At 68.5% G+C, this 20,463-nt stretch carries 14 protein-coding genes; 4 read left to right on the top strand and 10 right to left on the bottom strand.

What is annotated here, in order from left to right; all coding sequences use genetic code 11:
• Positions 1–9 precede the first annotated feature (9 nt).
• The gene (locus tag FHU38_RS07430; protein ID WP_167168095.1) at positions 10–324 is read right to left on the bottom strand and encodes a hypothetical protein; all 315 of its coding nucleotides are present in this window, start codon (positions 322–324) and stop codon (positions 10–12) included.
• Entirely contained in the window at positions 308–7,318 is a 7,011-nt protein-coding gene (locus FHU38_RS07425; protein WP_167168092.1) for a DNRLRE domain-containing protein, read from the bottom strand. Before FHU38_RS07425 ends, FHU38_RS07430 begins: the two co-directional genes overlap by 17 nt.
• 1,134 nt (positions 7,319–8,452) lie before the next feature.
• Between FHU38_RS07425 and FHU38_RS07420 the strand changes: the two genes are divergently transcribed.
• Entirely contained in the window at positions 8,453–9,244 is a 792-nt protein-coding gene (locus tag FHU38_RS07420) for an SDR family oxidoreductase (protein ID WP_167168089.1), read from the top strand.
• Positions 9,241–10,311 carry an NAD(P)H-dependent amine dehydrogenase family protein gene (locus FHU38_RS07415; RefSeq protein ID WP_167168086.1) on the top strand — a complete coding sequence of 357 codons (1,071 nt, stop codon included), beginning with the start codon at positions 9,241–9,243 and terminating at the stop codon, positions 10,309–10,311. Before FHU38_RS07420 ends, FHU38_RS07415 begins: the two co-directional genes overlap by 4 nt.
• Here the strand turns inward: FHU38_RS07415 and lgt are convergent.
• From lgt to FHU38_RS07385, 6 genes are all read right to left on the bottom strand, one after another.
• A complete protein-coding gene (lgt, locus tag FHU38_RS07410; protein WP_167168082.1) occupies positions 10,255–11,274 on the bottom strand; it encodes a prolipoprotein diacylglyceryl transferase in 1,020 nt (339 codons plus the stop codon). The genes FHU38_RS07415 and lgt overlap by 57 nt on opposite strands.
• Positions 11,275–11,328: 54 nt before the next feature.
• Positions 11,329–12,120, bottom strand: coding sequence for a tryptophan synthase subunit alpha (gene trpA, locus FHU38_RS07405; RefSeq protein ID WP_167168080.1), 792 nt, complete (start codon positions 12,118–12,120; stop codon positions 11,329–11,331).
• Positions 12,117–13,352, bottom strand: a complete 1,236-nt coding sequence (gene trpB / locus FHU38_RS07400; protein ID WP_167168077.1) for a tryptophan synthase subunit beta — start codon at positions 13,350–13,352, stop codon at positions 12,117–12,119. The genes trpA and trpB overlap by 4 nt, the downstream gene beginning before the upstream one ends.
• Positions 13,331–14,140 (bottom strand): indole-3-glycerol phosphate synthase TrpC, encoded by an 810-nt coding sequence (trpC, locus tag FHU38_RS07395; protein ID WP_167168074.1) that lies wholly within the window; start codon positions 14,138–14,140, stop codon positions 13,331–13,333. Before trpC ends, trpB begins: the two co-directional genes overlap by 22 nt.
• A 155-nt stretch (positions 14,141–14,295) precedes the next feature.
• The gene (locus tag FHU38_RS07390; RefSeq protein ID WP_167168071.1) at positions 14,296–14,889 is read right to left on the bottom strand and encodes a Trp biosynthesis-associated membrane protein; all 594 of its coding nucleotides are present in this window, start codon (positions 14,887–14,889) and stop codon (positions 14,296–14,298) included.
• Positions 14,886–16,436, bottom strand: a complete 1,551-nt coding sequence (locus tag FHU38_RS07385; protein ID WP_167168068.1) for an anthranilate synthase component I — start codon at positions 16,434–16,436, stop codon at positions 14,886–14,888. The genes FHU38_RS07390 and FHU38_RS07385 overlap by 4 nt, the downstream gene beginning before the upstream one ends.
• A gap of 93 nt (positions 16,437–16,529) precedes the next feature.
• Between FHU38_RS07385 and FHU38_RS07380 the strand changes: the two genes are divergently transcribed.
• A complete protein-coding gene (locus FHU38_RS07380) occupies positions 16,530–17,153 on the top strand; it encodes a TetR/AcrR family transcriptional regulator (RefSeq protein WP_167168065.1) in 624 nt (207 codons plus the stop codon).
• Here the strand turns inward: FHU38_RS07380 and hisI are convergent.
• Together hisI and hisF are read right to left on the bottom strand one after the other, a co-directional pair.
• Complete coding sequence (hisI, locus tag FHU38_RS07375) at positions 17,120–17,521, bottom strand: phosphoribosyl-AMP cyclohydrolase (RefSeq protein WP_167168062.1); 402 nt, start codon at positions 17,519–17,521, stop codon at positions 17,120–17,122. The genes FHU38_RS07380 and hisI overlap by 34 nt on opposite strands.
• Positions 17,518–18,291 (bottom strand): imidazole glycerol phosphate synthase subunit HisF, encoded by a 774-nt coding sequence (gene hisF, locus FHU38_RS07370; RefSeq protein ID WP_167168059.1) that lies wholly within the window; start codon positions 18,289–18,291, stop codon positions 17,518–17,520. Before hisF ends, hisI begins: the two co-directional genes overlap by 4 nt.
• 293 nt (positions 18,292–18,584) lie before the next feature.
• Here hisF and FHU38_RS07365 point away from each other — a divergent pair, with 293 nt between their 5' ends.
• Positions 18,585–20,345 (top strand): glycosyltransferase family 39 protein, encoded by a 1,761-nt coding sequence (locus FHU38_RS07365; RefSeq protein ID WP_167168056.1) that lies wholly within the window; start codon positions 18,585–18,587, stop codon positions 20,343–20,345.
• The last annotated feature ends 118 nt before the right edge of the window (positions 20,346–20,463 follow it).

The raw sequence follows: 20,463 nt of genomic DNA, 5'->3' as shown, positions 1-20,463 counted from the left end.
AACAATGCGTCAGGAACCCTTACGCTCTCGGGTTTTTGCCTCCCTCGCCAGCCAATGTTCGAAAGCAGTCGGATCAACCGGGCCGCCATCAGCCTCCCGCGGCGGTTTACCCTCTCGGATCTTGGCCACACTCGTCAGCCAATCTTCCCAAGCAGCCGGATCGAAGGGGCCGCCATCAGCCTCGATCTCGGTGTCACCAATAAGGGTGATCAGGTCGTCGCCAGCCCGTTGGGCAAACTGCCAGATAAAGTCAGTCATCGCCAGGAATGCCTCATGCGGAGTAAGGAGATCTTGCTCTGGTTGAGGGTTATCGGGGGATGTCATTGAGGCCTCCATTGGTGATCTCGCCATTGCGAACCTCTGCCCACACCTGGGTTCCGTCAGGAAGGATCCTAAAATATCTATAAAGAAGTGTACCATCCTTCAGCGGATCCGTCTGGCGGAGGTTCGCCGGGTCGAGAGCGCTCTTGATTAGAGCTCGATTTTCAGCGGTGTCCTCAGCTAGGTGTCCAGGTGCATTTCGGAAAATGTGTGATGTGTTGCTTCGGAAGCCGATCTGCGCGAGTTCGTCCACGGAGTCTGCGGCTTTGCCGATTGCTTTGGCGGCTTTGCTGGTGGGGATCAGGTTGGCTGCGAGCCATGCGCAGCCTTCTGGGTCGCCTTCTGCGCAGTTGGCGATATCGGCGATGGGGGATAGTTGGTAGAGGAATTTGGCGAAGGGTTCGGCGTCTTGGAAGGTGGGGTGTCTGGTGGTGCCTGCGTAGCAGCTGTCGGTGCTTCGGTTAATGAGTGTGCAGACCTTCTGCCAGGCCATTTGACTCTTCCCGGCCAGGGCGATCGCGTCGCGGGTGGACAGCTCGCCGTTGCCCTCGTAACCAACCGGGCGGAGGAAGCGTTGTTCTTCGCGGTTCAGATCGCGCCCCAGCGCAGGCTGCTCAAGTGCCGCTCTCGCCGCCAATCGCTCTTGCGTCGTACTGCCGGAGATACGCTTTTCCATGCCGCAGTCGATGCCGTCGGGTCCGGTGCAGCTGATGTGCCCGTCGATCTCGATCCGGCTGATGGGGTTGCCTGCGGTGAAGGTGTAGCGGTTGCCGGTGTAGGGGTCGGTGGCCAGGTTGAGGTCGGCCAGTGCGCCGGTGTAGGTGTCGCGGGTGAGGAAGCGGTTCAGGCCGGGGTTGTAGTCCCGAAACCCCATGTCGTAAGAGCTGGTGTGGGGGTCCCAGCGTTTGCCGTTGAACCGGTAGACGTTGTAGGGCTCCCGGCCCGGGTTCTGCGCATCCGGCTTGTCGATCCCGGTGAACGCCTCTTCGTCGTCCTTGCCGTAGGCGGTGTAGCCGTAGGTGGCGCGGGTGTCACCGGTCTCGGTGGTCAGCGTCTCGACATCGGTGTGCGGATTGTGCCCGTAGAACGAATCCTCCTCGACCTCGGGGCCGGTGCCGTCGGTGTCATGCTTCAGCTGCGACAGCCGCCCACCCCAGGCGTCGTAGGCATAGGACCGCTGAACCTGCCCAGAGACTTCTTCGGTGACGACCTTGTCCGACAGACCCAGATAGGCGAAGTCGGTCGTCTCAGTCCCGCTGGTCTTCGACACCGTCCGGTCGAGGGGATCGTAGGTGTAGGTGCTCGTCTCGATGCCGCCCGCATCGGTGCGCTTGTGATGCGTGGCGGCCCGGTCGAACCCGTCGTAGACCCACGCCTCCAACATCTCCCCCGCGGACTTGACACCGAACAGGCGCCCATAGGGGTCGTAGTTGTAGGAGGCCGTGGAGCCGCCCGTGGTGACCGAAGTCAGCCGGTTACGGTCATAGGTGTAGCTCGCGGTGGTGCCGTCGAGGGTTTGCTCGATGATGTTGCCACCCGCGTCGTGGACGTAGTCCTCGTCCTCCAACACCGCACCCGTGGCCGCGTCCTTCTTCGTCACATGCGCGATACGGTCCTGCGGGTCATAGGTGTACTCCCGCACCCGATCCAAATACGCGCTCGGATCATCCGCGTTCTGCACCTTGGAGGCATCGCGGGTGCGGTGCCCATTCGCGTTGTAGACCAGATCATGCCGGGCCACCAGGGTGGCGTCAGTCTTCTTCTCCACCTGCGAAGCCAACGCCCCATCGCGATAATAGGTGTGGTCCACGGTGTTGCCGTTGGCCTTGGTCTCCCGCAGGACCTGCCCACGCGCCGTGTAGGTATAGCCGGTGACCTTGGGAGACTGTCCGGTTTCGGTATTGGTCACCTTCGAAACCAGATCACGAGCGTTGTACTCGAACGCCGCGGTCTGGGAGTCATGGTCCCGGGTGAGCGGGTTGCCGTTGGGGTTGTAGGTGTAGCTGGTGGTGTTCCGCACCGCGCCGGCGAGTTTTTCCTCGACCTTGGCCAGCTGGTTGAGGCCGTTGTAGGTCATGGCGTAGGCGTCGGCCTTCGCGCCGGAACTGTCGTCGGACAGGCTGGTGAGGTTGCCGTTGGCGTCGTAGCTGTAGCCGAAGGTCTTGGCCTCGGTGTCGGTGTCACCGGAGTTGTCGCGGACAAGCTTGACCGCGTCGGCGGCCACCAACCCGTCAGCGTTGTCCGAGAGGGTGACGCTTTGCCCGGCGCCACCGTTGAACTGCCAACTGCCGAGGCTGACCCACTGCCCGGCCTGCTGGGTCTGGTTGACCGTGACCGGATACTGCCCACCATCACCAGGTGAGACGGTGTACTTCGCGTTCGTGGCCTTCGCGGTGTCGGGGTACTTGACGAACACCTCATAGCTACCCGCATCGGGCAGCACCAGGTTCCACCGGAACGTAGCGCCGCCGGTGCCGGCGGGCGCGGTGCGGTAGTTGTGGCCGTGGAAGCCGCTGCCCGCGGTCGAGGTGTCCCAGGCACCGGTGGTGGTGACATCTTCGGTATCGGAATTGTCGGCCAGTGCAACCCGCAGCCCGACAGGCACACCGTCGTCGGAGCGGGACTCAAGCTTGCCGTCCGGGAAGTAACCCCAGGTCATCGTGCGCGAGGACGACCCGCCCGCCGAGGTCAGGGTGCGAGTGGTCTGCTGGCCGAGCGGGTTGTAGTCGTAGCTGGTAGCGATGCCCCACGGGTCGGTCGAGGAACGGATCCACCCGTTGTCGTAGTGCTCGTAGGTCGTGGTGTTGCGCAGCGACTGACCCGCCGACGGCGGCGCGGAGACCTCGGTCAGGTTGCCCACCGCGTCATAGGCGTAGCGGACCACGTCCGCGGTGTTGTAACGCGCGTCGTCGGGATCGTAGGCGGAGTGCTTCTCGATGGGGCGGTTGAGCTTGTCGTAGACGGTGCGGGTGGCGAAATCGTCCGGGTCCGCGGGGGTGTCCACCCCGCGTGGGGTGATGACGCGGGTCTGGTTACCCACCTGGTCATACTCGAACCGGGTGGTGCGGGTGATGACGCCGCCGCTGCCGTCGCCCTTGTGCGGCACCCGTACTTCGGTGACCTTCGCCCGCTGGTCGTAGTCGTAGGTGGTGGTGTTGTTCTCCGCGTCCGTCGTGGTCACGACGTTGCCGTCGAGGTCGTAGGACTGTTTCGTCACGTTCCCCCCGGCATCGGTGACCGAAACCTGCCGGTGGTTGGTGTCGTAGTCGTAGCTGGTGGTGTAGTCGCTGGGGTCAGGGGCGGTGTTCTTGAGGGGGTCGACGACGGTCACCAGGTTGCCGACGTTGTCGTAGTCGTAGGTGATGACGTCGCCTGCGGCGTTGGTGGCCCTGGTGAGCTGGTTGATCGCGTCGTAGGCGTAGCGGGTGACGTAGTCGTCCTGGTCGGCCGGGGTGAGCGTGCCCAGCGGCTGAGTCTCCGAGACCAGGTTGCCGACCTTGTCGTAGGCGAACGTGGACTTGCGCTCCGGCCCGGTCGGCGTGTCCTTGGGTTCGGTGACCGTGGTGAGGTTGCCGTTGCCGTCGTAGCCGAACTCCCAGCGGTGCCCTTCCGGGGTGACCTTCGCGGTCAACTCGGCCGTGTGGCCATCCAGACCGGTCTGATACTCCAGCGTCATCGCGGGTGTGTTGTTGGCGACGGCTTCGGCATCACGGATCGAGGTGGGGTAACCGGTCTTGGGGTCGTAAGTCCACGTCGAGACGGCACCGTTCGCCTCGGTGAGCGAGACGACGTTGTTGTCGGCGTCCCAGCCCAGCTGGGTGGTTTCGTTCCTGGCGTTGGTGGTGCGGATCGGCCTGCCGTAGCCGTCCATGCGGTAGCTGGTGGCGTGCCCTTCGGCGTCGGTGACAGTGGATTCCATCTCCGAGCCGGTGGAACCGTCCGGGTCGGTGTAGGCGAAGTCAGTGGCGTCACCGAGCCGGTCGGTCAGGGTTTGCGCTTTCCACTTGTCCAACGGATCGACCGGCGCCTCGTAGTAGGCCAGGTCCGTGGTGTTGCCGCGCGGGTCGGTGACGGCCACGAGTTTGACGTTCTTGTTGCCCTGGGTGGCGTCGTAGCCGAAACCGAATGTCTTGGCCTTCGCGGTGCCCGCGCCGTCCACGATCTCGGTGAGCAGGCCTTTGTCGTCGTAGCCGAAGGTGAGTGTGCGGCCGGAAATGTCGGTGATGGACTGCACCATGTCCAGCAGGTGCGGGTTGTTGGTCTCGCCCTTCTCCCAGTAGTCCAGCCGCAGAGTCTTGCGCCCGGTGGGGTCGGTGACGTAGGCGAGGAACTTGCGCGGCTGGTTGTGGGACTTGCGCTCGGTGTAGGTGAAGGTCTGGGTGTTGCCGTTGCGGTCCACCACCGCGGACAGCCAGCCCTGCTCGTCGAAGAAGAACTGGGTGCGATCCGGGCGGGTCAGCGACCAGCGGCGGGCGGCATCGTTGCCTTCGTGGCGCCGCACGTACAGGTGCACCCCCGCGGGCGGATCGTAGGTCCACACCGCGGGATCGGTGGAGCCGTGCTTGTCGAGGGTGAACACATGCGAGGTGCCGTCCCCGTCGGGCACGGTGATCCGGGTGGGGTAGTCCTGCCCCCGGGGATGCAACTCCAGCGAGGTGCCCAAGCGCGCCAGCCCGGAGGCGGCCAGCGACCACCCGTAGCCCATGGAGGTGGCCGAGGTGTCCATGCTGTTGTAGGTCAGCCGCACGAACGTCGACAGCCCGCGACCGGGGTTGGACAGCGCGTCGTAGGAGAACACGGTGTTGCCCGCGTACTGGTTGACCAGCACGTTCGACCCGGCGCCGGTAGCCGTGCCCGCGTAGGAGTAGAACTTCTCCAGACCCAACTGGTCACTGGTGGGGTCCTCCACTGTGACGTTCTGCTCCAGGGGCGGGATGCCCGCCGTGTCCGACAGCCACGTGCCGCCCGCGGTGTCACGCAGATCCCAGGCCAGCACGAACTGTTCGCGCTTGTTGCCCGCATCGCTCTGAATGGGGGTTTTCACCTTCGCCTGCACGGTGACGGTGCCCTGCGGCGGCACATCCGCGGGCAACGCGGTCTCCAGCCGGTTCCCGCCGGTGGTGGCATCGGTGCCGTCGGGCAGGCTCCACCGGTAGGACAGCGCGCGATCCGTCGCCGACCAGGTCGTGCTCGTGGTGTTGGTCAGCGTCACCGGGATCGTGTACTCATCGCCGGGGATCATCCGCATCGAAGGGGTGTCCGGGGCGTGGTAAGTGCCGGGCGCGGTTGGCTCGGTGTAGGTGACCACCAGGTTGGGCCGCAGCTGCGGCTCGGCGGCCTCGTCGGAGAGGAACAGGGTGCGTTGGGTGTCGATCGTGTCGTTCAGCCGCGCGATCAGACCGTGGTTGCTGGCCGGGTCCGACACCCACCCCTGCACCGCGTCCGAGACATCCCACCAGTTCCAGCGAGGATCGTTGCTGATCGTGTCGATCTGGTCGGACAAGGCGCCGTAATCGCCTCCGCCGCTGGACCATGCCGTGCCCGCCGAGGCCTGGTTCCAACTCGCCTCGTCTTCCACGAACGACCGCGTCAGCGGGTGCACGTTGACGCGCGCCCCCGAGCCGTAGGAATAGAACCCCCACAGCCCGAACTCGGCGGACTCCACCTGCGCGTTCGCCGGGATACCGGACAGGTCCGGGTAGCGGATCACCGAGCGGGTGGTGCCGTAGGTGGAGCTGTTGATCCCCACCGACAGCCACGGCTGCCCACCCAGACTGTTGAGGTTGGTGTTCGGCTGCGCCGACGACAGCGTGGTCGCGTCCGCTCCGCCGTGGAAGATCCGGGTGGTGCGCCCGGCCTTCGGTAGCCTGGCCACCTGCGTCGGCCCGGGAATCAGCTGGCCGTCCCGTGTCTTGGCCGCCACCATGTAGTAATACGCGTTGCCGAACGGATCCGGCGAGTCCGCCGGTGTCGGCTCAGCCGTGGTGTCGGTGAACGAGGTGACACCCGGTGCCAGCGGTGCGATCAGCGTCGACGCCGACGGCGTGAACGTCTGGTACACGCTGCGGTGCACCTGATACTCCACCACATCATCGGCCGGGTCTTCCGGATCGGCATCGGCATACGGCTGCCACCCCAGCTCCGCACCGGTGGCATGGATCGTGGTCGGATACGCCAAGTCCACGCTCGGGCGCCCGTAGGTCAGCACCAGCTTCGGACGGTTGGCCACCTCGCCGTTGTAGGCGTACTCGGCCGCCTGATAGATCGCCCCGCCGCGGCCCAGCGTCTCGTCCACCGGCTTGAGCATGATGCCGTGATTCGCCGCCGAACCCGACACCCACGACTGCACGATGTTGCGCACATCGAACTCGTGCCACACATTCGCCGTGTTCGCCTGCTTGACCTGAGTGGACAGACCCGCCTCGGCGAACGCACTATGAACACTGTTCCAGGTAGCGGTGTCCTCACTCCAAGCCTGCGTGACGCGCCGCGCCTCGATCTCCACATCGTTGGCGCCGGTGTGCAACTCGTTGTCGTAATACACCCGCAGCCGCGCCGAATCCAACGCCGTGCCCGCAGCCACCATCGAGGTGTCGAACTTGACCAGACTCCGCGCCACGCCCCACGGATCCGTACCCACCGACAACCGGTAACTCGACCCGTCGTTGCGGTCCGGAGTGCCCGACCAGATCTGCACATCCTCACCCGTGGTCGGCGTGGGCTCCACCTTGATCGTCGGATCGATCACCACCGGATACCGTCGCTGCGGCGCCCGCAACCACTGCCCATCCGCGGATAACGTGACCGTGAACTCGGAGCCCCGCTGCTCCACCGTCTGCTTCACCCGGCGGCTGAAAGCCCTGCCGTACGGCGACTTGTCCTTGCTCACCTGGTCGTACATGAACGGCGCAGGCATCACCAATACCGGCGGACCATCTCCCGCCCCGCCCACCGGGAAGAAGCCGATCGCCCCATCCGGCAACTCCCGAGCCGTCACCCCACCCAGCCGCAACGAGAATTCGGAACACCGCCTCCGAAGGCGGCTCAGCCAGCACGATCTTTTCCTTCAACCCCTCACCGGTCACCTCATACACCACATCCGCGCCGGGTACCGCGCCCCGATACGTGACCGTGTTCCCCTTCACCGCGGGCTCCACCACCCGCCTGTCCCCCGCCAAACCCACGGTGATGCTCTTGCGGCCGTGCTCGAACCGCACCAGATTGTCCGACGAAGCGCCGAATCGCGACCGAAACGTGTTGGTGTCATTGAAAAAGCGGTAGCCCTGTGGCCCGCCCTTACGCACCGTCGTGTCGATCCCCCGCCATTTCCCCTGCGCATCACGGAAATGCCGAGGCACCGGCGATACCTCGACCTGCGTGCGCCCGTCCGACAACGCGAAAACCTTCGCCGTCGCCGAGCGCCTGTCAACCAGCTCCCGCACCCGGCGCGGTGGCTCCGCTCGCCTCGGCGGCGCCACCGCCCCGGCCGCGAGCCGCGGCCCCGCCACCGCCTCCTGCGGTGACAGCCAATCCACCACCGACTCCCACAGCCGGCCCAAACCAAGAGAAACGCCACCACCAGCAGCGGTCACCGGCGGCCCTACCGGCAGACCCGCCAAGACCAGCACCGCTGAAACGAAGACGATCACGGCGCGCGACAACACATTCCGCCGACGACGCATGGCAGCAATCCCCTAAGCCCAGGAACCACCGGCATCGACATCGCCGGAGCACACTCACCCCATCACGCACAGCGACCCACCGAAATAGACCGACAAGACCCAAAACCGGCGAACCCGATAGGCCGCACAGACCTTGCGAAACGGGAGAAGACCGCGCAAAATGCCGCCACACCAACAGCTCAGACACCATAAAGCAGACAGTCACGAAGCCCACTCACGACACAACCGCCCGAGTGGATCAACGACCACCACACACCCACCAAGACACCCACAGTAGAGCCGCCCAACGCCGCCGCTCGACCATGAACTCCTCCGCAAAGGCGGGGCCGCGACCCAACGAGGAGGTGCTCGTTCGAGGTGTGGCGATCCGGCACCGCCGGTGCTTCGTGGCTCTAGCGCGGGTCTGAGCGAGCTCTCGACAGCTGACTAGAACATGTTACAGTTCGCGCATGATCCTCGACCGTTTCCGGCTGACCGGCAAGGTCGCCGTGGTGACCGGAGCGGGGCGCGGCATCGGCGCCGCCACCGCGCTCGCACTCGCGCAGGCAGGTGCCGACGTGGTGATCTCCTCGCGCACCGCCGAGCAACTCGACGCCGTCTCCGCGAAGGTGGCCGACACCGGACGCAAGGCGCACGCGGTGCCCGCCGATCTCGCCGACCCGGCCAACGCCGCCGCGCTCGCCGACGCCGCCGTCGAGACGTTCGGGCGGCTGGACATCGTCGTCAACAACGTCGGCGGCACGTTCCCCAGCCCGCTGCTGGACACCACACCGGACTTCCTCGAGGAAGCATTCCGGTTCAACGTGTCCACCGCACACGCCCTCACCCGCGCGGCCGTGCCCGCGCTGCTGGCGGCGGGCGGGGGTTCGGTGGTCAACATCTCGTCGGTGATGGGCCGCGTCGCCGGTCGAGGATTCCTCGCCTACGGCACAGCCAAGGCCGCGCTGGCCCACTACACCAGGCTCGCGGCCGCCGACCTCGCCCCGAAGGTGCGGGTGAACTCCGTCGCCGTCGGCTCCGTGGCCACCTCCGCGCTGGAAGTGGTGGTCAACAACCCCGAACTGCGGGAGCGGATGGAGTCCGCGACCCCGCTGCGGCGCATCGGCGAACCGGAGGACATCGCAGCCGCCATCGTCTACCTCACCTCCCCCGCGGGCGGCTACGTCACCGGCAAGGTGCTCGAAGTGGACGGTGGACAGCAGGTGCCCAACCTCGAACTCGGCCTGCCGGACCTGACATGACCTACCGAGTCGTGCAATGGAGCACCGGCAACGTCGGCCGCAACGCCATCGCCGGGATCGCCGCGCGCCCCGACCTCGAACTGGCAGGAGTGTGGGTCAGCGACCCGCGCAAGGTCGGCGTGGACGCGGGAGAACTCGCCGGACTCGGCCGCGAACTCGGGGTGCGCGCAAGCGGCGACGCCGACGAGTTGCTCGCACTGCGGCCCGACTGCGTCGTCTACACGGCCATGGCCGACGACCGCATCACCGAGGCGATCGACGACCTGTGCCGCATCCTGCGAGCGGGCGTCAACGTCGTTTCCAGCAGCCCCGTCTTCCTGCAGTACCCGCACCAGGTGGTGCCCGAGGAGATGATCGAGCCGATCCGGCAGGCGGCACGCGAAGGCAAAGCGTCGCTGTGGGTCAACGGCGTGGACCCCGGTTTCGCCAACGACTGGCTGCCGCTGGTGCTCACCGGTGTCTGCGAACGCATCGACGAAGTGCGCTGCCTGGAGATCCTCGACTACGCCACCTACGACAACCGCAAGGTCGTCTTCGACATCATGGGCTTCGGCTCGCCACTGGAGCAGGTTCCGATGCTGCTGCAGCCGGGTGTGCTGACCCTCGCCTGGGGCAGCGTCGTACGCCAACTGGCCGCGGGACTCGGGGTGGAACTGGACGCGATCGAGGAAAGCCACGAGCGGCTGGCCGCACCCGAGACGTTCGACATCTCCTGCGGCACCGTCGAGCGCGGCACGGCCGCCGCACTTCGCTTCGAGGTCCGCGGTATGCGTAACGGGCGAGGTGTGTGCGTGCTGGAGCACGTCACGCGGCTGCGTCCCGACCTGGGCCAGGACTGGCCGCAACCCGCGGGCGCGGGCTGCTACCGGGTGGAGGTCACCGGCGAACCCAACTACACCCTGGACCTGCGCCTGCTCGGCAGCGACGGCGACCACAACACCGCAGGGCTGAAGGCCACCGCGATGCGCCTGGTGAACGCGGTCCCCGCGGTCGTACGGGCACCGGCGGGCCTACTTACCGCGCTCGACCTGCCCCTTGTCACCGGCCGCGGCCTCGTCACCGGCTGAGTCGCCTGCGTCCTCCTGCGAGCCTTCGGGTTCCGGCGACTCCTCGGAGCGCTCCTCCTCCGGTTCCCGCTCCCCCGGGGCGTGACCGCGCAGCGTCTCCGGCGCCTCACGCGGACCACGGGCGCGGGCGAGCACGAAGTAGGCCACCGCGCCCGCGAACACGAGCATCGACGTCCAGACGTTGACCCGCAGCCCCAGGATCTCGTTGGCTGGGTCGGTGCGCATGAGTTCGATCCAGAACCGGCCCGCCGTGTAACCGGCGACGTACAGCGCGAACGCGCGGCCGTGGCCGAGCCGGAACCTGCGGTCGGCCCACACCACCAGCAACGCCACACCGAGGTTCCACAGCAGTTCGTACAGGAACGTGGGGTGCACGACCTCGATCGGCACGTTGTTGATCGCGACGCCGTCGAGCGAGTCCTGGATCAGCGGATTCTCCGGGTCCACCCGCCGGTAGATCTCCAGCCCCCAGGGCAGGTCGGTGGGTCCGCCGTAGAGTTCCTGGTTGAAGTAGTTACCGAGCCTGCCGATGGCCTGCGCCGCCACGATGCCGGGCGCTATGGCGTCGGCGACGGCGGGCAGCGGGATGCCCCTTCGCTTGCAGGCCAGCCAGGCGCCGACCCCGCCGAGCGCGATGGCGCCCCAGATGCCGAGACCGCCGTCCCAGATGTAGAGCACCCGCAGCGGGTCCTTGCCCTCACCGAAGTACAGCTGGCTGTCGGTGATCACGTGGTAGAGCCGGCCACCGACGAGCCCGAACGGCACGGCGTACACCGCGATGTCCACGATCGTGCCCTTGGTGCCGCCGCGCTGCACCCACCGCCGGTCACCCCACCAGATGGCGACGAGGATGCCCGCGATGATGCACAGCGCGTAGGCACGCAGCGGGACGGGCCCGATGAACCAGACCCCGCGATCCGGGCTGGGGATGTTCGCGAGGAAGAAGGCCGACGCGGTGTTCACAGCGCCCACCGTAGCGCGGCCGGGCCCCGACGAGTCCGCCAGGTGCTTCCCGGCTCAGGCAGTGACCGCCGGGCGGCGCACACCCTCGGCGAGTTCGGCGGTCAGCGCGCTCACCGCCGAGGTGCCCTCGGCCGCCTTCGCCACCAGTGCAGAGCCGACGATCACCGCGTCGGCGAACCCGGCGACCTCGGCGGCCTGGTCGCCGGAGCGCACTCCCAGCCCGACACCGATCGGCAGGTCGGTGTGCCCGCGCGTGCGGCGCACGAGTTCGGCGGCGCCCGCGCCGACCGAATCCCTGGCCCCGGTGACACCCATGACCGCGGTCGCGTACACGAACCCGGTGGTGGCCTTCACGGTCAGCGCGATGCGCTCCTCCGACGACGACGGCGCGACCAGGAAGATCCGGTCGAGCCCGTGTCGCTGCGACGCCTTCAGCCACTCGCCAGCCTCGTCGGGGGTGAGGTCCGGGGTGATCAGTCCGAGCCCGCCCGCGGCAGCCAGGTCACGGGCGAAGGCGTCGACGCCGTAGTGGAACACCGGGTTGTAGTAGGTCATCACGACGGCGCGGCCACCGCGCGCGGCGACCGACTCGACCACTTCGAACAGTTGCCGCAGCCGGAACCCGCCGCGCAGCGCCTCGTCGGCCGCCGCCTGGATCGTCGGGCCGTCCATCACCGGGTCGGAGTAGGGCACGCCGACCTCGACCAGATCAGTGCCCGCGTCGATGGTGGCCGCGAGCAGTTCCTTGGACCGCGACACGGTCGGGTAGCCCGCGGGCAGGTAGCCGACGAGCGCGGCCCTGCCCTCCTGCCCGGTCCTCTCGAACAGCTCGCCGAGCCTGCTCACACGTCCTCCACGAGCTTGAAGTACCTGGCGGCGGTGTCGACGTCCTTGTCGCCACGGCCGGAAAGGCTGACCAGGATGTGCGCGTCCGCGCCCAGTTCCTTACCCAGCCGCATGGCTCCCGCCAGTGCGTGCGCCGATTCGATGGCGGGGATGATGCCCTCCGTGCGCGACAGCAGCTGGAACGCCTCCATGGCCTCGGCGTCGGTGACGGCCCGGTACTCGGCACGTCCGGTGTCCTTCAGCCACGAGTGCTCGGGGCCGACACCGGGGTAGTCCAGTCCCGCCGAGATCGAGTACGCCTCGATGGTCTGCCCGTCGTCGTCCTGCAGCAGGTAGGACATCGCGCCGTGCAGCGTCCCGGGGGTGCCCTCGGTCAGGGTTGCGCCGTGCTCGCCCGACTCGATGCCCTTGCCGCCGGGTTCGAGGCCGACCAGCCGCACGTCGGTGTCGTCGATGAAGCCGTGGAAGATGCCGATGGCGTTGGAGCCTCCCCCGACACACGCGGCGACGGCGTCGGGCAGCCTGCCGGTCAGCCGCAGCATCTGCTCGCGGGCCTCCTCGCCGATGACCTTGTGGAAGTTGCGCACCATCACCGGGAACGGGTGCGCGCCCGCCGCGGTGCCGAGCAGGTAGTGAGTGGTGTCCACGTTGGTCACCCAGTCGCGCAACGCCTCGTTGATGGCGTCCTTCAGCGTGCGCGAGCCCGTGGCGACCGGAATCACCTCGGCCCCGAGCAGCCGCATCCGCGCCACGTTGAGCGCCTGCCGCTTGGTGTCCACCTCTCCCATGTAGACGACGCACTCGAGGTCGAGCAGCGCGCAGGCGGTGGCGGTGGCGACCCCGTGCTGGCCAGCCCCGGTCTCGGCGATGACGCGCTTCTTGCCCATCCGCTTGGTGAGCAGCGCCTGACCCAGCACGTTGTTGATCTTGTGTGACCCGGTGTGGTTGAGGTCCTCCCGCTTGAGGAAGATCCGGGCACCACCCGCGTGCCTCGCGAACCGGGGCGCCTCCGTCAGCAGCGAGGGCCTGCCCGCGTAGCCGGTGAGCAACCGGGTGAACTCGGCGGTGAACTCCGGGTCGAGCCTGGCCTTGTCGTACTCCGCCGAGAGCTCGTCGAGCGCACCCATCAACGCCTCGGGCAGGAACCGCCCGCCGTAGGGCCCGAAGTGCCCGCGCCCGTCGGGGTCGTGGCCGCCCCTGCGCTTCTCGTTCACCTGCTCGGCCTCGGACATGCCGGGTGCGACCCCGCGGTCACCAGCTTGACCAGCGCGCCCTTGGGGTCGTCGGTCGCCACCAGGCCCTCGCCGACCAGCACGGCGTCGGCACCGTGCCCGGCGTAGGCCATCAGATCGCCCGGTCCACGGACGCCCGACTCGGCGACCTTGTACGTCTCCATGGGCAACCCGGGAGCGAGCCTGCCGAACACGTCCCTGTCGACCTCGAGGGTGTGCAGGTTGCGCGCGTTGATGCCGATAACCGTGGCTCCCGCCTCCAGCGCCCGGTCGGCCTCCTCGGCGTTGTGCACCTCCACGAGTGCGGTCATGCCGAGCGACTCGACCCGGTCCAGCAACGAGACCAGCGCGTTCTGCTCGAGCGCGGCGACGATCAGCAGCACCATGTCGGCGCCGTGCAGCCGGGCCTCGTGTACCTGGTACGGGCTGACGATGAAGTCCTTGCGCAGCAGCGGAACGTCCACCGCTGCCCGCACGGCGTCCAGATCGGCCAGCGAGCCGCCGAAGCGCCTGCGCTCGGTGAGCACGCTGATCACGCGGGCGCCCGCGTCCTCGTAGTCCCTGGCAAGCGCCGCGGGGTCCGGAATCGGCGCGAGGTCACCCTTCGACGGGCTGCGCCGCTTGACCTCCGCGATCACCCCGATACCCGACTCGCGCAGCGCCGCCATGACGTCTCGGGGCGGCTGTGCCGCCGCCGCACGCCGCTTCAGCTCGTCGAAAGGCAGCGCTGCCTCACGCTCGGCCAGGTCGGCGCGGATGTCGGCGATGATGTCCTCGAGCACGCTCACCGGGTAGCTCCGCCGGGAGTCGCGATTGTTGCCTCGTTCGCAAGGTGGCTCACAAAAACCTTCCCCTTCCCGCCGAAATGATGCTAACCCTCGCGGACCGACGTACCGGCTCCGGGTCGGAATTGCCTTGCCCACCAGTGAAAAAGCCGCCGCTGCTAACTCCTCGTGGTCGGATCATCGCCGTCGGAAAGGGCCTGCCACAGGTCCGGCCGCGACTGCTCGCGCTCACGCCGCCCTCCCGGCGCGGAATACCTGGCCCCCATTCGGGGCAGCAGCCTGCCACGCCAGGCGAGCACCGCGCCCGCACAACCGAGCAGTACAACGCCCGCGACAGCCACGGCCGGCCCAAGCAACGTCCTCGCCGGTTCACCGGGTCCGTCCCCGTACCCGGGAGCCCAGCCGCTCCACGAGATCCGACCCATACCGTTGAGCGCCGCGTCCAGCACCGCGTACAGCGCCCACGCCGCCACCGCGAGAACGAGCACACCGAACACCCGACGCAGCCACCCTCCGGTAGCCAGCGTGGCGGCGATCGCCGCGAGCGCGAACAGCGCCAGCGGTGTCAGCGCGGTGAGCGACTGCCCGCCGGTGACGTCGTCGGCGAGCCTGCCGTTCCTCGTCAGCCCGCGCGGCACGTCGATCCAGGCCAGCCCGCTCGATGCCCACAGCGCCACGGCGGCAAGCAACAGCGCGCCCACCACGATCCACAGTAGACGCTTGTCGGTCGCGGTCGGTACCGGGTTGGTCACGGGGTCTCACGTGGCCGTGCCGGGCTCATGGTGCCCGCGGCGGCCACCGCCGACAGCACCGTACGCGCCTTGTTCAGCGACTCGTTGTCCTCGTACTCGGCCTGCGAGTCGGCGACCACACCACCGCCCGCCTGCACGTAGGCGGTGCCGTCGCGCATCAGCGCGGTACGAATGGCGATAGCGGTGTCCGCGTCGCCCGCGAAGTCGAGGTAGCCCACGACCCCGCCGTAGAGCCCCCTGCGGGTGGGCTCCAGCTCCTCGATGAGTTCCATCGCCCGCACCTTCGGCGCCCCGGACAGCGTTCCCGCCGGAAAGCACGCGAGCACGGCGTCGAACGCGGTCCTGCCTTCGGCCAGTTCCCCGGTCACCGTCGAGACGAGGTGCATCACGTGGCTGTAGCGCTCGATGGAGAAGAAGTCCACCACGTGCACCGTGCCGGGCTTGCAGACCTTGCCGAGGTCGTTGCGGCCGAGGTCGACGAGCATGAGGTGCTCCGCACGCTCCTTGTCGTCGCTGAGCAGGTCCTTGGCCAGTTGCGCGTCCTCGTCCGGGTCGGCCCCACGCCAGCGGGTGCCCGCGATCGGGTGGGTCGTTGCCCTGCCGTCCCGCACGGTCACCAGCGACTCGGGGCTGGAGCCGACGATGTCGAAGCCGTCCAGCCGCAGCAGGTACATGTACGGGCTGGGATTGGAGGTGCGCAGCACGCGGTACACGTCGAGGGCGTCGGCGCCGGTGCGCATCTCGAACCGCTGCGACGGCACGATCTGGAACGCCTCGCCCGCATGGATGGCCTCCCGCGCCGCCTCGACGGCGGCGTGGAAGTCCGCCTTCGCGCGGCGCCTGGTGAACTCGGGCTCGGGCCGGTCGAACACCGCGTTGGTGGCGGGCGCGGGCGCGGCGAGCGCAGCGGTCATCTGCTCGAGCCGCTGGACGGCGGCCTCGTAGGCTGCGTCCACCCGCTCCGGGGAGTCGTCCCAGTTCACGGCATTGGCGATGAGCGTGACCGTGCCCTCGTGGTGGTCGTAGGCGGCCAGGTCGGTCGCCAGCAACATCGTCAACTCGGGGATGTCGATGTCCTTCTCCGCCAGTTCGGGCAGCCGCTCGAGCCAGCGGACGGAGTCGTAACCGAGGTAGCCGACCATCCCGCCGGTCAGCGGCGGCATGCCAGGCAGCGGCTCGGTGTGGAGCATGGCGATCGTCTCGCGCAGGATCTCCAACGGGTCGCCCTCGGTCGGCAGCCCAGCGACCGGCGTGCCGGTCCACACGGCCCTGCCGTCGCGCACGGTCAGCGCGGCGGGGCTGCGCACTCCCACGAACGACCAGCGCGACCAGGACTGCCCGTTCTCGGCGGACTCGAGCAGAAAGGTGCCCGGCCGCGTTCCGGCGAGCTTGCGGTAGAGCCCCACCGGGGTGTCGGCATCGGCGAGCAGCCGCCGCACGACCGGGATCACCCGACGGTCGGTGGCCAGCGCGCGGAACTCCTCAAGACCGGGACTCACCGCGCCGAGGCCGGTGGCGCCCGCGGCGAGGGAATGGGCTGTCACCATGTGCTCATTGTGCCGCCGGCGGTGACACCTCGTGCCCGCGGGGCGAATTCATCAAACTTCGAATCAAATCCGGAAGTGCTGCATGATGGAGGTGTGACTTCCGCCAAGGACGCTACCCCCACCAAGCGACGCGGCCGCCGCCCCGCCGGGGAGGACACCAGGGCGGCGCTGCTCGAAGCGGCGAGAGCGGTGTTCGCGGAGGGCGGCTACGACGGCGCCACCGTGCGCGCCATCGCCGCCAGGGCTGGCGTGGACGCCGCGATGGTGAACCACTGGTTCGGCGGCAAGGAAGGCCTGTTCGCGCAGGCCGTACTGCAGGTGCCGTTCGACTTCCGCGACGTGCTCGACGAGGTGACCGCCGACGGGCCGCAGCACCTGGGCCGCAACATCGTGCGCGCCTTCGTCACCCGCTGGGACGGCGCTGGCGGCGAGGTGTTCACGGCACTGGTGCGCAGCGTCACCGCGCGCGAGGAAGCGTTGCACCTGCTCAAGGAGACCCTGGTCAGCAGGATCTTCGCGGGGATCACGAGCGCGGCCGGGAGCGACCAAGCCGAACTGCGGGCGGGGTTGTGCGCCAGCCAGGTGATCGGGCTGGGCATGGCGCGCTACGTCGCCAGGATGGAGCCGCTGGCGAGCGCGGACATCGACACCCTCGTGGAGACCATCGCGCCCACCCTGCAGCGCTACCTCACCGGCGACATCGGCTTCCCTGGCTGACGCGCGCCGGGCTCCTCGTCGCGCAGCAGCACCCGATCCTCGGCGTCGAAGCAGGTGGTGGTGCCGGTGTGGCAGGCGGGCCCGGTCTGCTCCACCCGCACCAGCAACGTGTCTGCGTCGCAGTCGATCCTGACCTCCCGCACGTGCTGGGTGTGGCCCGAGGTCTCGCCCTTGACCCACAGCCGGTTCCTGCTGCGGGAGAAGTACGTGGCCCTGCGCGTGGAGAGCGTGGCGTGCAGCGCCTCGTCGTTCATCCACGCCACCATCAGCACTTCCGAGGTGGCGTGCTCCACCACCACGGCGCACACCAGGCCGTCGGCGGTGTGCTTGAGCCGCTCGGCGATCGCGGGATCCAGCCCACCGCTCACCGAACCTCCACCCCTCCCGCGCGTAGCGCATCCTTCACCTGGCTGATCTTGAGTTCACCGAAGTGGAACACGCTCGCCGCGAGCACGGCGTCGGCTCCGGCGCGTACAGCGGGCAGGAAGTGCTCGGGCACGCCCGCGCCGCCGCTGGCGATCAGCGGCACCCGCACCGCCGCCCGCACCAGCCGGATCAGCTCGAGATCGAAGCCCCGCTTCGTGCCGTCGGCGTCCATCGAGTTCAGCAGGATCTCGCCGACCCCCAGTTCCTCGCCACGCGCGGCCCACTCCACCGCGTCGATCCCGGTGCCGGTGCGCCCGCCGTGTGTGGTCACTTCGAAACCGGACCCGGTCGGCGTGCCACCCTCCGGCACCCTCCTGGCGTCCACCGACAGCACCACACACTGCGCGCCGAACCGCCTGGATGCCTCCCGCAGCAGCTCAGGGCGCGCGATAGCGGCGGTGTTAAGGCTCACTTTGTCGGCGCCGGCGCGAAGCAGCCGATCGATGTCATCGGTGCTGCGCACTCCCCCGCCAACCGTCAGCGGGATGAACACCTGCTCCGCCGTGCGGCGCACCACCTCGTAGGTGGTCTCGCGGTCGCCGGAGGAGGCGGTGACGTCGAGGAAGGTCAACTCGTCCGCGCCTTCGGCGTCATAGGCGCGGGCCAGCTCCACGGGATCGCCCGCGTCGCGCAGGTTCGCGAAGTTGACGCCCTTGACCACCCTGCCCGCGTCGACGTCCAGACACGGGATCACCCTCACTGCGACGGACATGCGTCAAGCGTACGGCTGGCCGGGACGGCCGCCGCGCCGGCCGGGCCCGGCCAGCGGTGCCGGGCGGGCGGTCCCGTATGATCTCGCGGCTGTAGGCAGCCCCGGAGGCCGGGCCACGCGTGTCGGCTCCTCGCCTGCGCGGCACCTGCTTCAGGTCCCGCAGCCGGGGGCCGCGACCGGGGGACGCGCGCCGCCCCCACCGCGGTCGACCGGCTTCGTCCCGACGGAAGGCACATGACCATGCGTGGCGTGGCCAGACGGAGCTCGCGGCCCAGATTCTCTAGGGTGTCTGCATGACACTCGTCTCGACGGGGGACGCGGCCTCGGTCGATTCTCCACGGCAGGAGCCGGTCGCCAGCCCGCGAGGTCGGCGGCTGCGCCGACTACGCCGACTACGCCGGCTTGCGCCTGCCGCGTCGGTGGCCGCGGGCACCGCCCTCATCGGGACGCACGGGTCGGTGTACGGCAACTGGCTCATCGACGACGCCGCGATCTCGTTCGCCTACTCGCGCAGCATCGCCCAGGGCCTCGGCCCCGTGGTGCAGGCGGGCGCCGAGCCGGTGGAGGGGTTCTCCAATCCGACGTGGACGGTGCTGCTCGCGCTGGCCCGGCTCGTGGGGCTGTTCGACCGAGGCACGCTGTTCGGGGTTCCCGACTACGTGCTGCTTCCCAAGGCGCTGGCGCTGCTGTGCTGCGCGGGCATCCTCGCCGCCTGCTACGTCGCAGCCGCCAGGATCACCCGACGGCCGTGGCTGGCCACGATCGCCGTCGGTGCGATACTCGCGGCGATCCCTTCGTTCGTCATCTGGACCTTCTCCGGCCTCGAGAACTCCCTGTACGCGCTGATCGTCGGCTGGCAGGCGGTGCTGATCTTCCGTGCGGTGCTGGACAACCGGCTGCTCGCCTGGCAGGTCGCGCTCTCGACCGGTGTGCTCGCCGCGCTGGCCGCACTGACCAGACCGGAAGGGCTGATCTACGCGGGTGTCTACCCGCTGGTGGTGCTCGGCAGCCTGCGCAGGCCGCTGCTGTCGCAGAGCGCGCGGCGAATCCTGCTGTCTACGGCGGCGTTCGCGGTACCGATCGGCGGGTACGTGGCGTGGCGTTACGCCACCTTCGGGCAGTTGCTGTCCAGCCCGTCGGTGGCGAAGGGGCAGGACATCCCGGCACTGGAGGACATGGCTCGGCCGGGTGAGCTGGTCAAGTACGCAGGCGCCCCGGCCGTGCTGGTCCTGGTGGCACTGTTGGGAATGTTGCTGGCCAAGGCGCCGTGGTGGCGGCGGGGCCTGCTAGCGCTGCTGGTCCCGCTGGGGCTGGCGCTGCTGGCGTATGCCGTGCTCGAACCGGACTGGATGAGTCAGTACCGGTTCGCCACGCCGATCTGGGTACTGGGCGCGCTGATCGCCACGCTGTCGGCCATCGAGGTCTTCTCCAGGATCGGCCGCAGAGGGCGGGCCTGGCTGTCCGTGGGCCTGATCGCCGCGCTGCTGCCGTCGGCTGCCTCGTTCACCAGCTACGCCCAGGAGTTCCGCACCAAACCGAACATCTCCGCCTGCTACGTGGCCGATCGGTTCGGCCGCGTCTTCAACGCCTACGCCGACATCCTCGGGCTGCGGGAGGCGTCGCTGCTCATCCCCGACCTCGGCGGTTCGGCTCTTACCAGCAGGCTGCGGCTGATCGACATGGCAGGCCTCACCCACGACCGGTTCGCCGAGTTCGCCCGTGACCACGACAAACCGGGCCAGCGCGACTACGTCTACGGCGAGGCGCGACCGACGTTCATCCACATCCGCGAGCCGTGGAGCACCGGCACCGGACTGGCCTCCGACCCGAGGCTGGAGCGCGACTACCACCCGATCCACTTCGACATCTATCAGGGAGCTCCGCACGGGGACTGGGTTCGCAAGGATGCCGTCGCCGACGACGCGGCGTTGGCCAGGCTGCGTTCCTACGCGCGAACCACCACCACGATGGTGGAGCAGTCCGGCGCGGCCTGGCCCCGCCGCCACTGCGGAGCGACGCTTCGCCCCGGCCAGACAACGATCCCGCAACCCTGACCACCCGCGAGTCCCCCGCTCCGGTCCGCGAGTCCCCCGCTCCGGTCCGCGAGTCCCCCGCTCCGGTCCGCGAGTCCTGCGCTCCGGTCGGCGAACACGCACCCGCGCGCGGCACACC

This window comes from Saccharomonospora amisosensis (assembly GCF_011761185.1).
Lineage (GTDB): Bacteria > Actinomycetota > Actinomycetes > Mycobacteriales > Pseudonocardiaceae > Saccharomonospora_A > Saccharomonospora_A amisosensis.
This window is presented reverse-complemented; position numbering and strand designations above follow the sequence as displayed.

What these genes read in the sequence shown, in the direction of transcription:
- FHU38_RS07385 (WP_167168068.1), bottom strand. Translation starts at nt 16,436, where the DNA reads ATGGTGACAGCCCATTCCCTCGCCGCGGGCGCCACCGGCCTCGGCGCG.
- hisF (WP_167168059.1), bottom strand. Translation starts at nt 18,291, where the DNA reads ATGTCCGTCGCAGTGAGGGTGATCCCGTGTCTGGACGTCGACGCGGGC.
- trpB (WP_167168077.1), bottom strand. Translation starts at nt 13,352, where the DNA reads ATGTCCGAGGCCGAGCAGGTGAACGAGAAGCGCAGGGGCGGCCACGAC.
- FHU38_RS07420 (WP_167168089.1), top strand. Translation starts at nt 8,453, where the DNA reads ATGATCCTCGACCGTTTCCGGCTGACCGGCAAGGTCGCCGTGGTGACC.
- FHU38_RS07365 (WP_167168056.1), top strand. Translation starts at nt 18,585, where the DNA reads ATGACACTCGTCTCGACGGGGGACGCGGCCTCGGTCGATTCTCCACGG.
- FHU38_RS07415 (WP_167168086.1), top strand. Translation starts at nt 9,241, where the DNA reads ATGACCTACCGAGTCGTGCAATGGAGCACCGGCAACGTCGGCCGCAAC.
- FHU38_RS07430 (WP_167168095.1), bottom strand. Translation starts at nt 324, where the DNA reads ATGACATCCCCCGATAACCCTCAACCAGAGCAAGATCTCCTTACTCCG.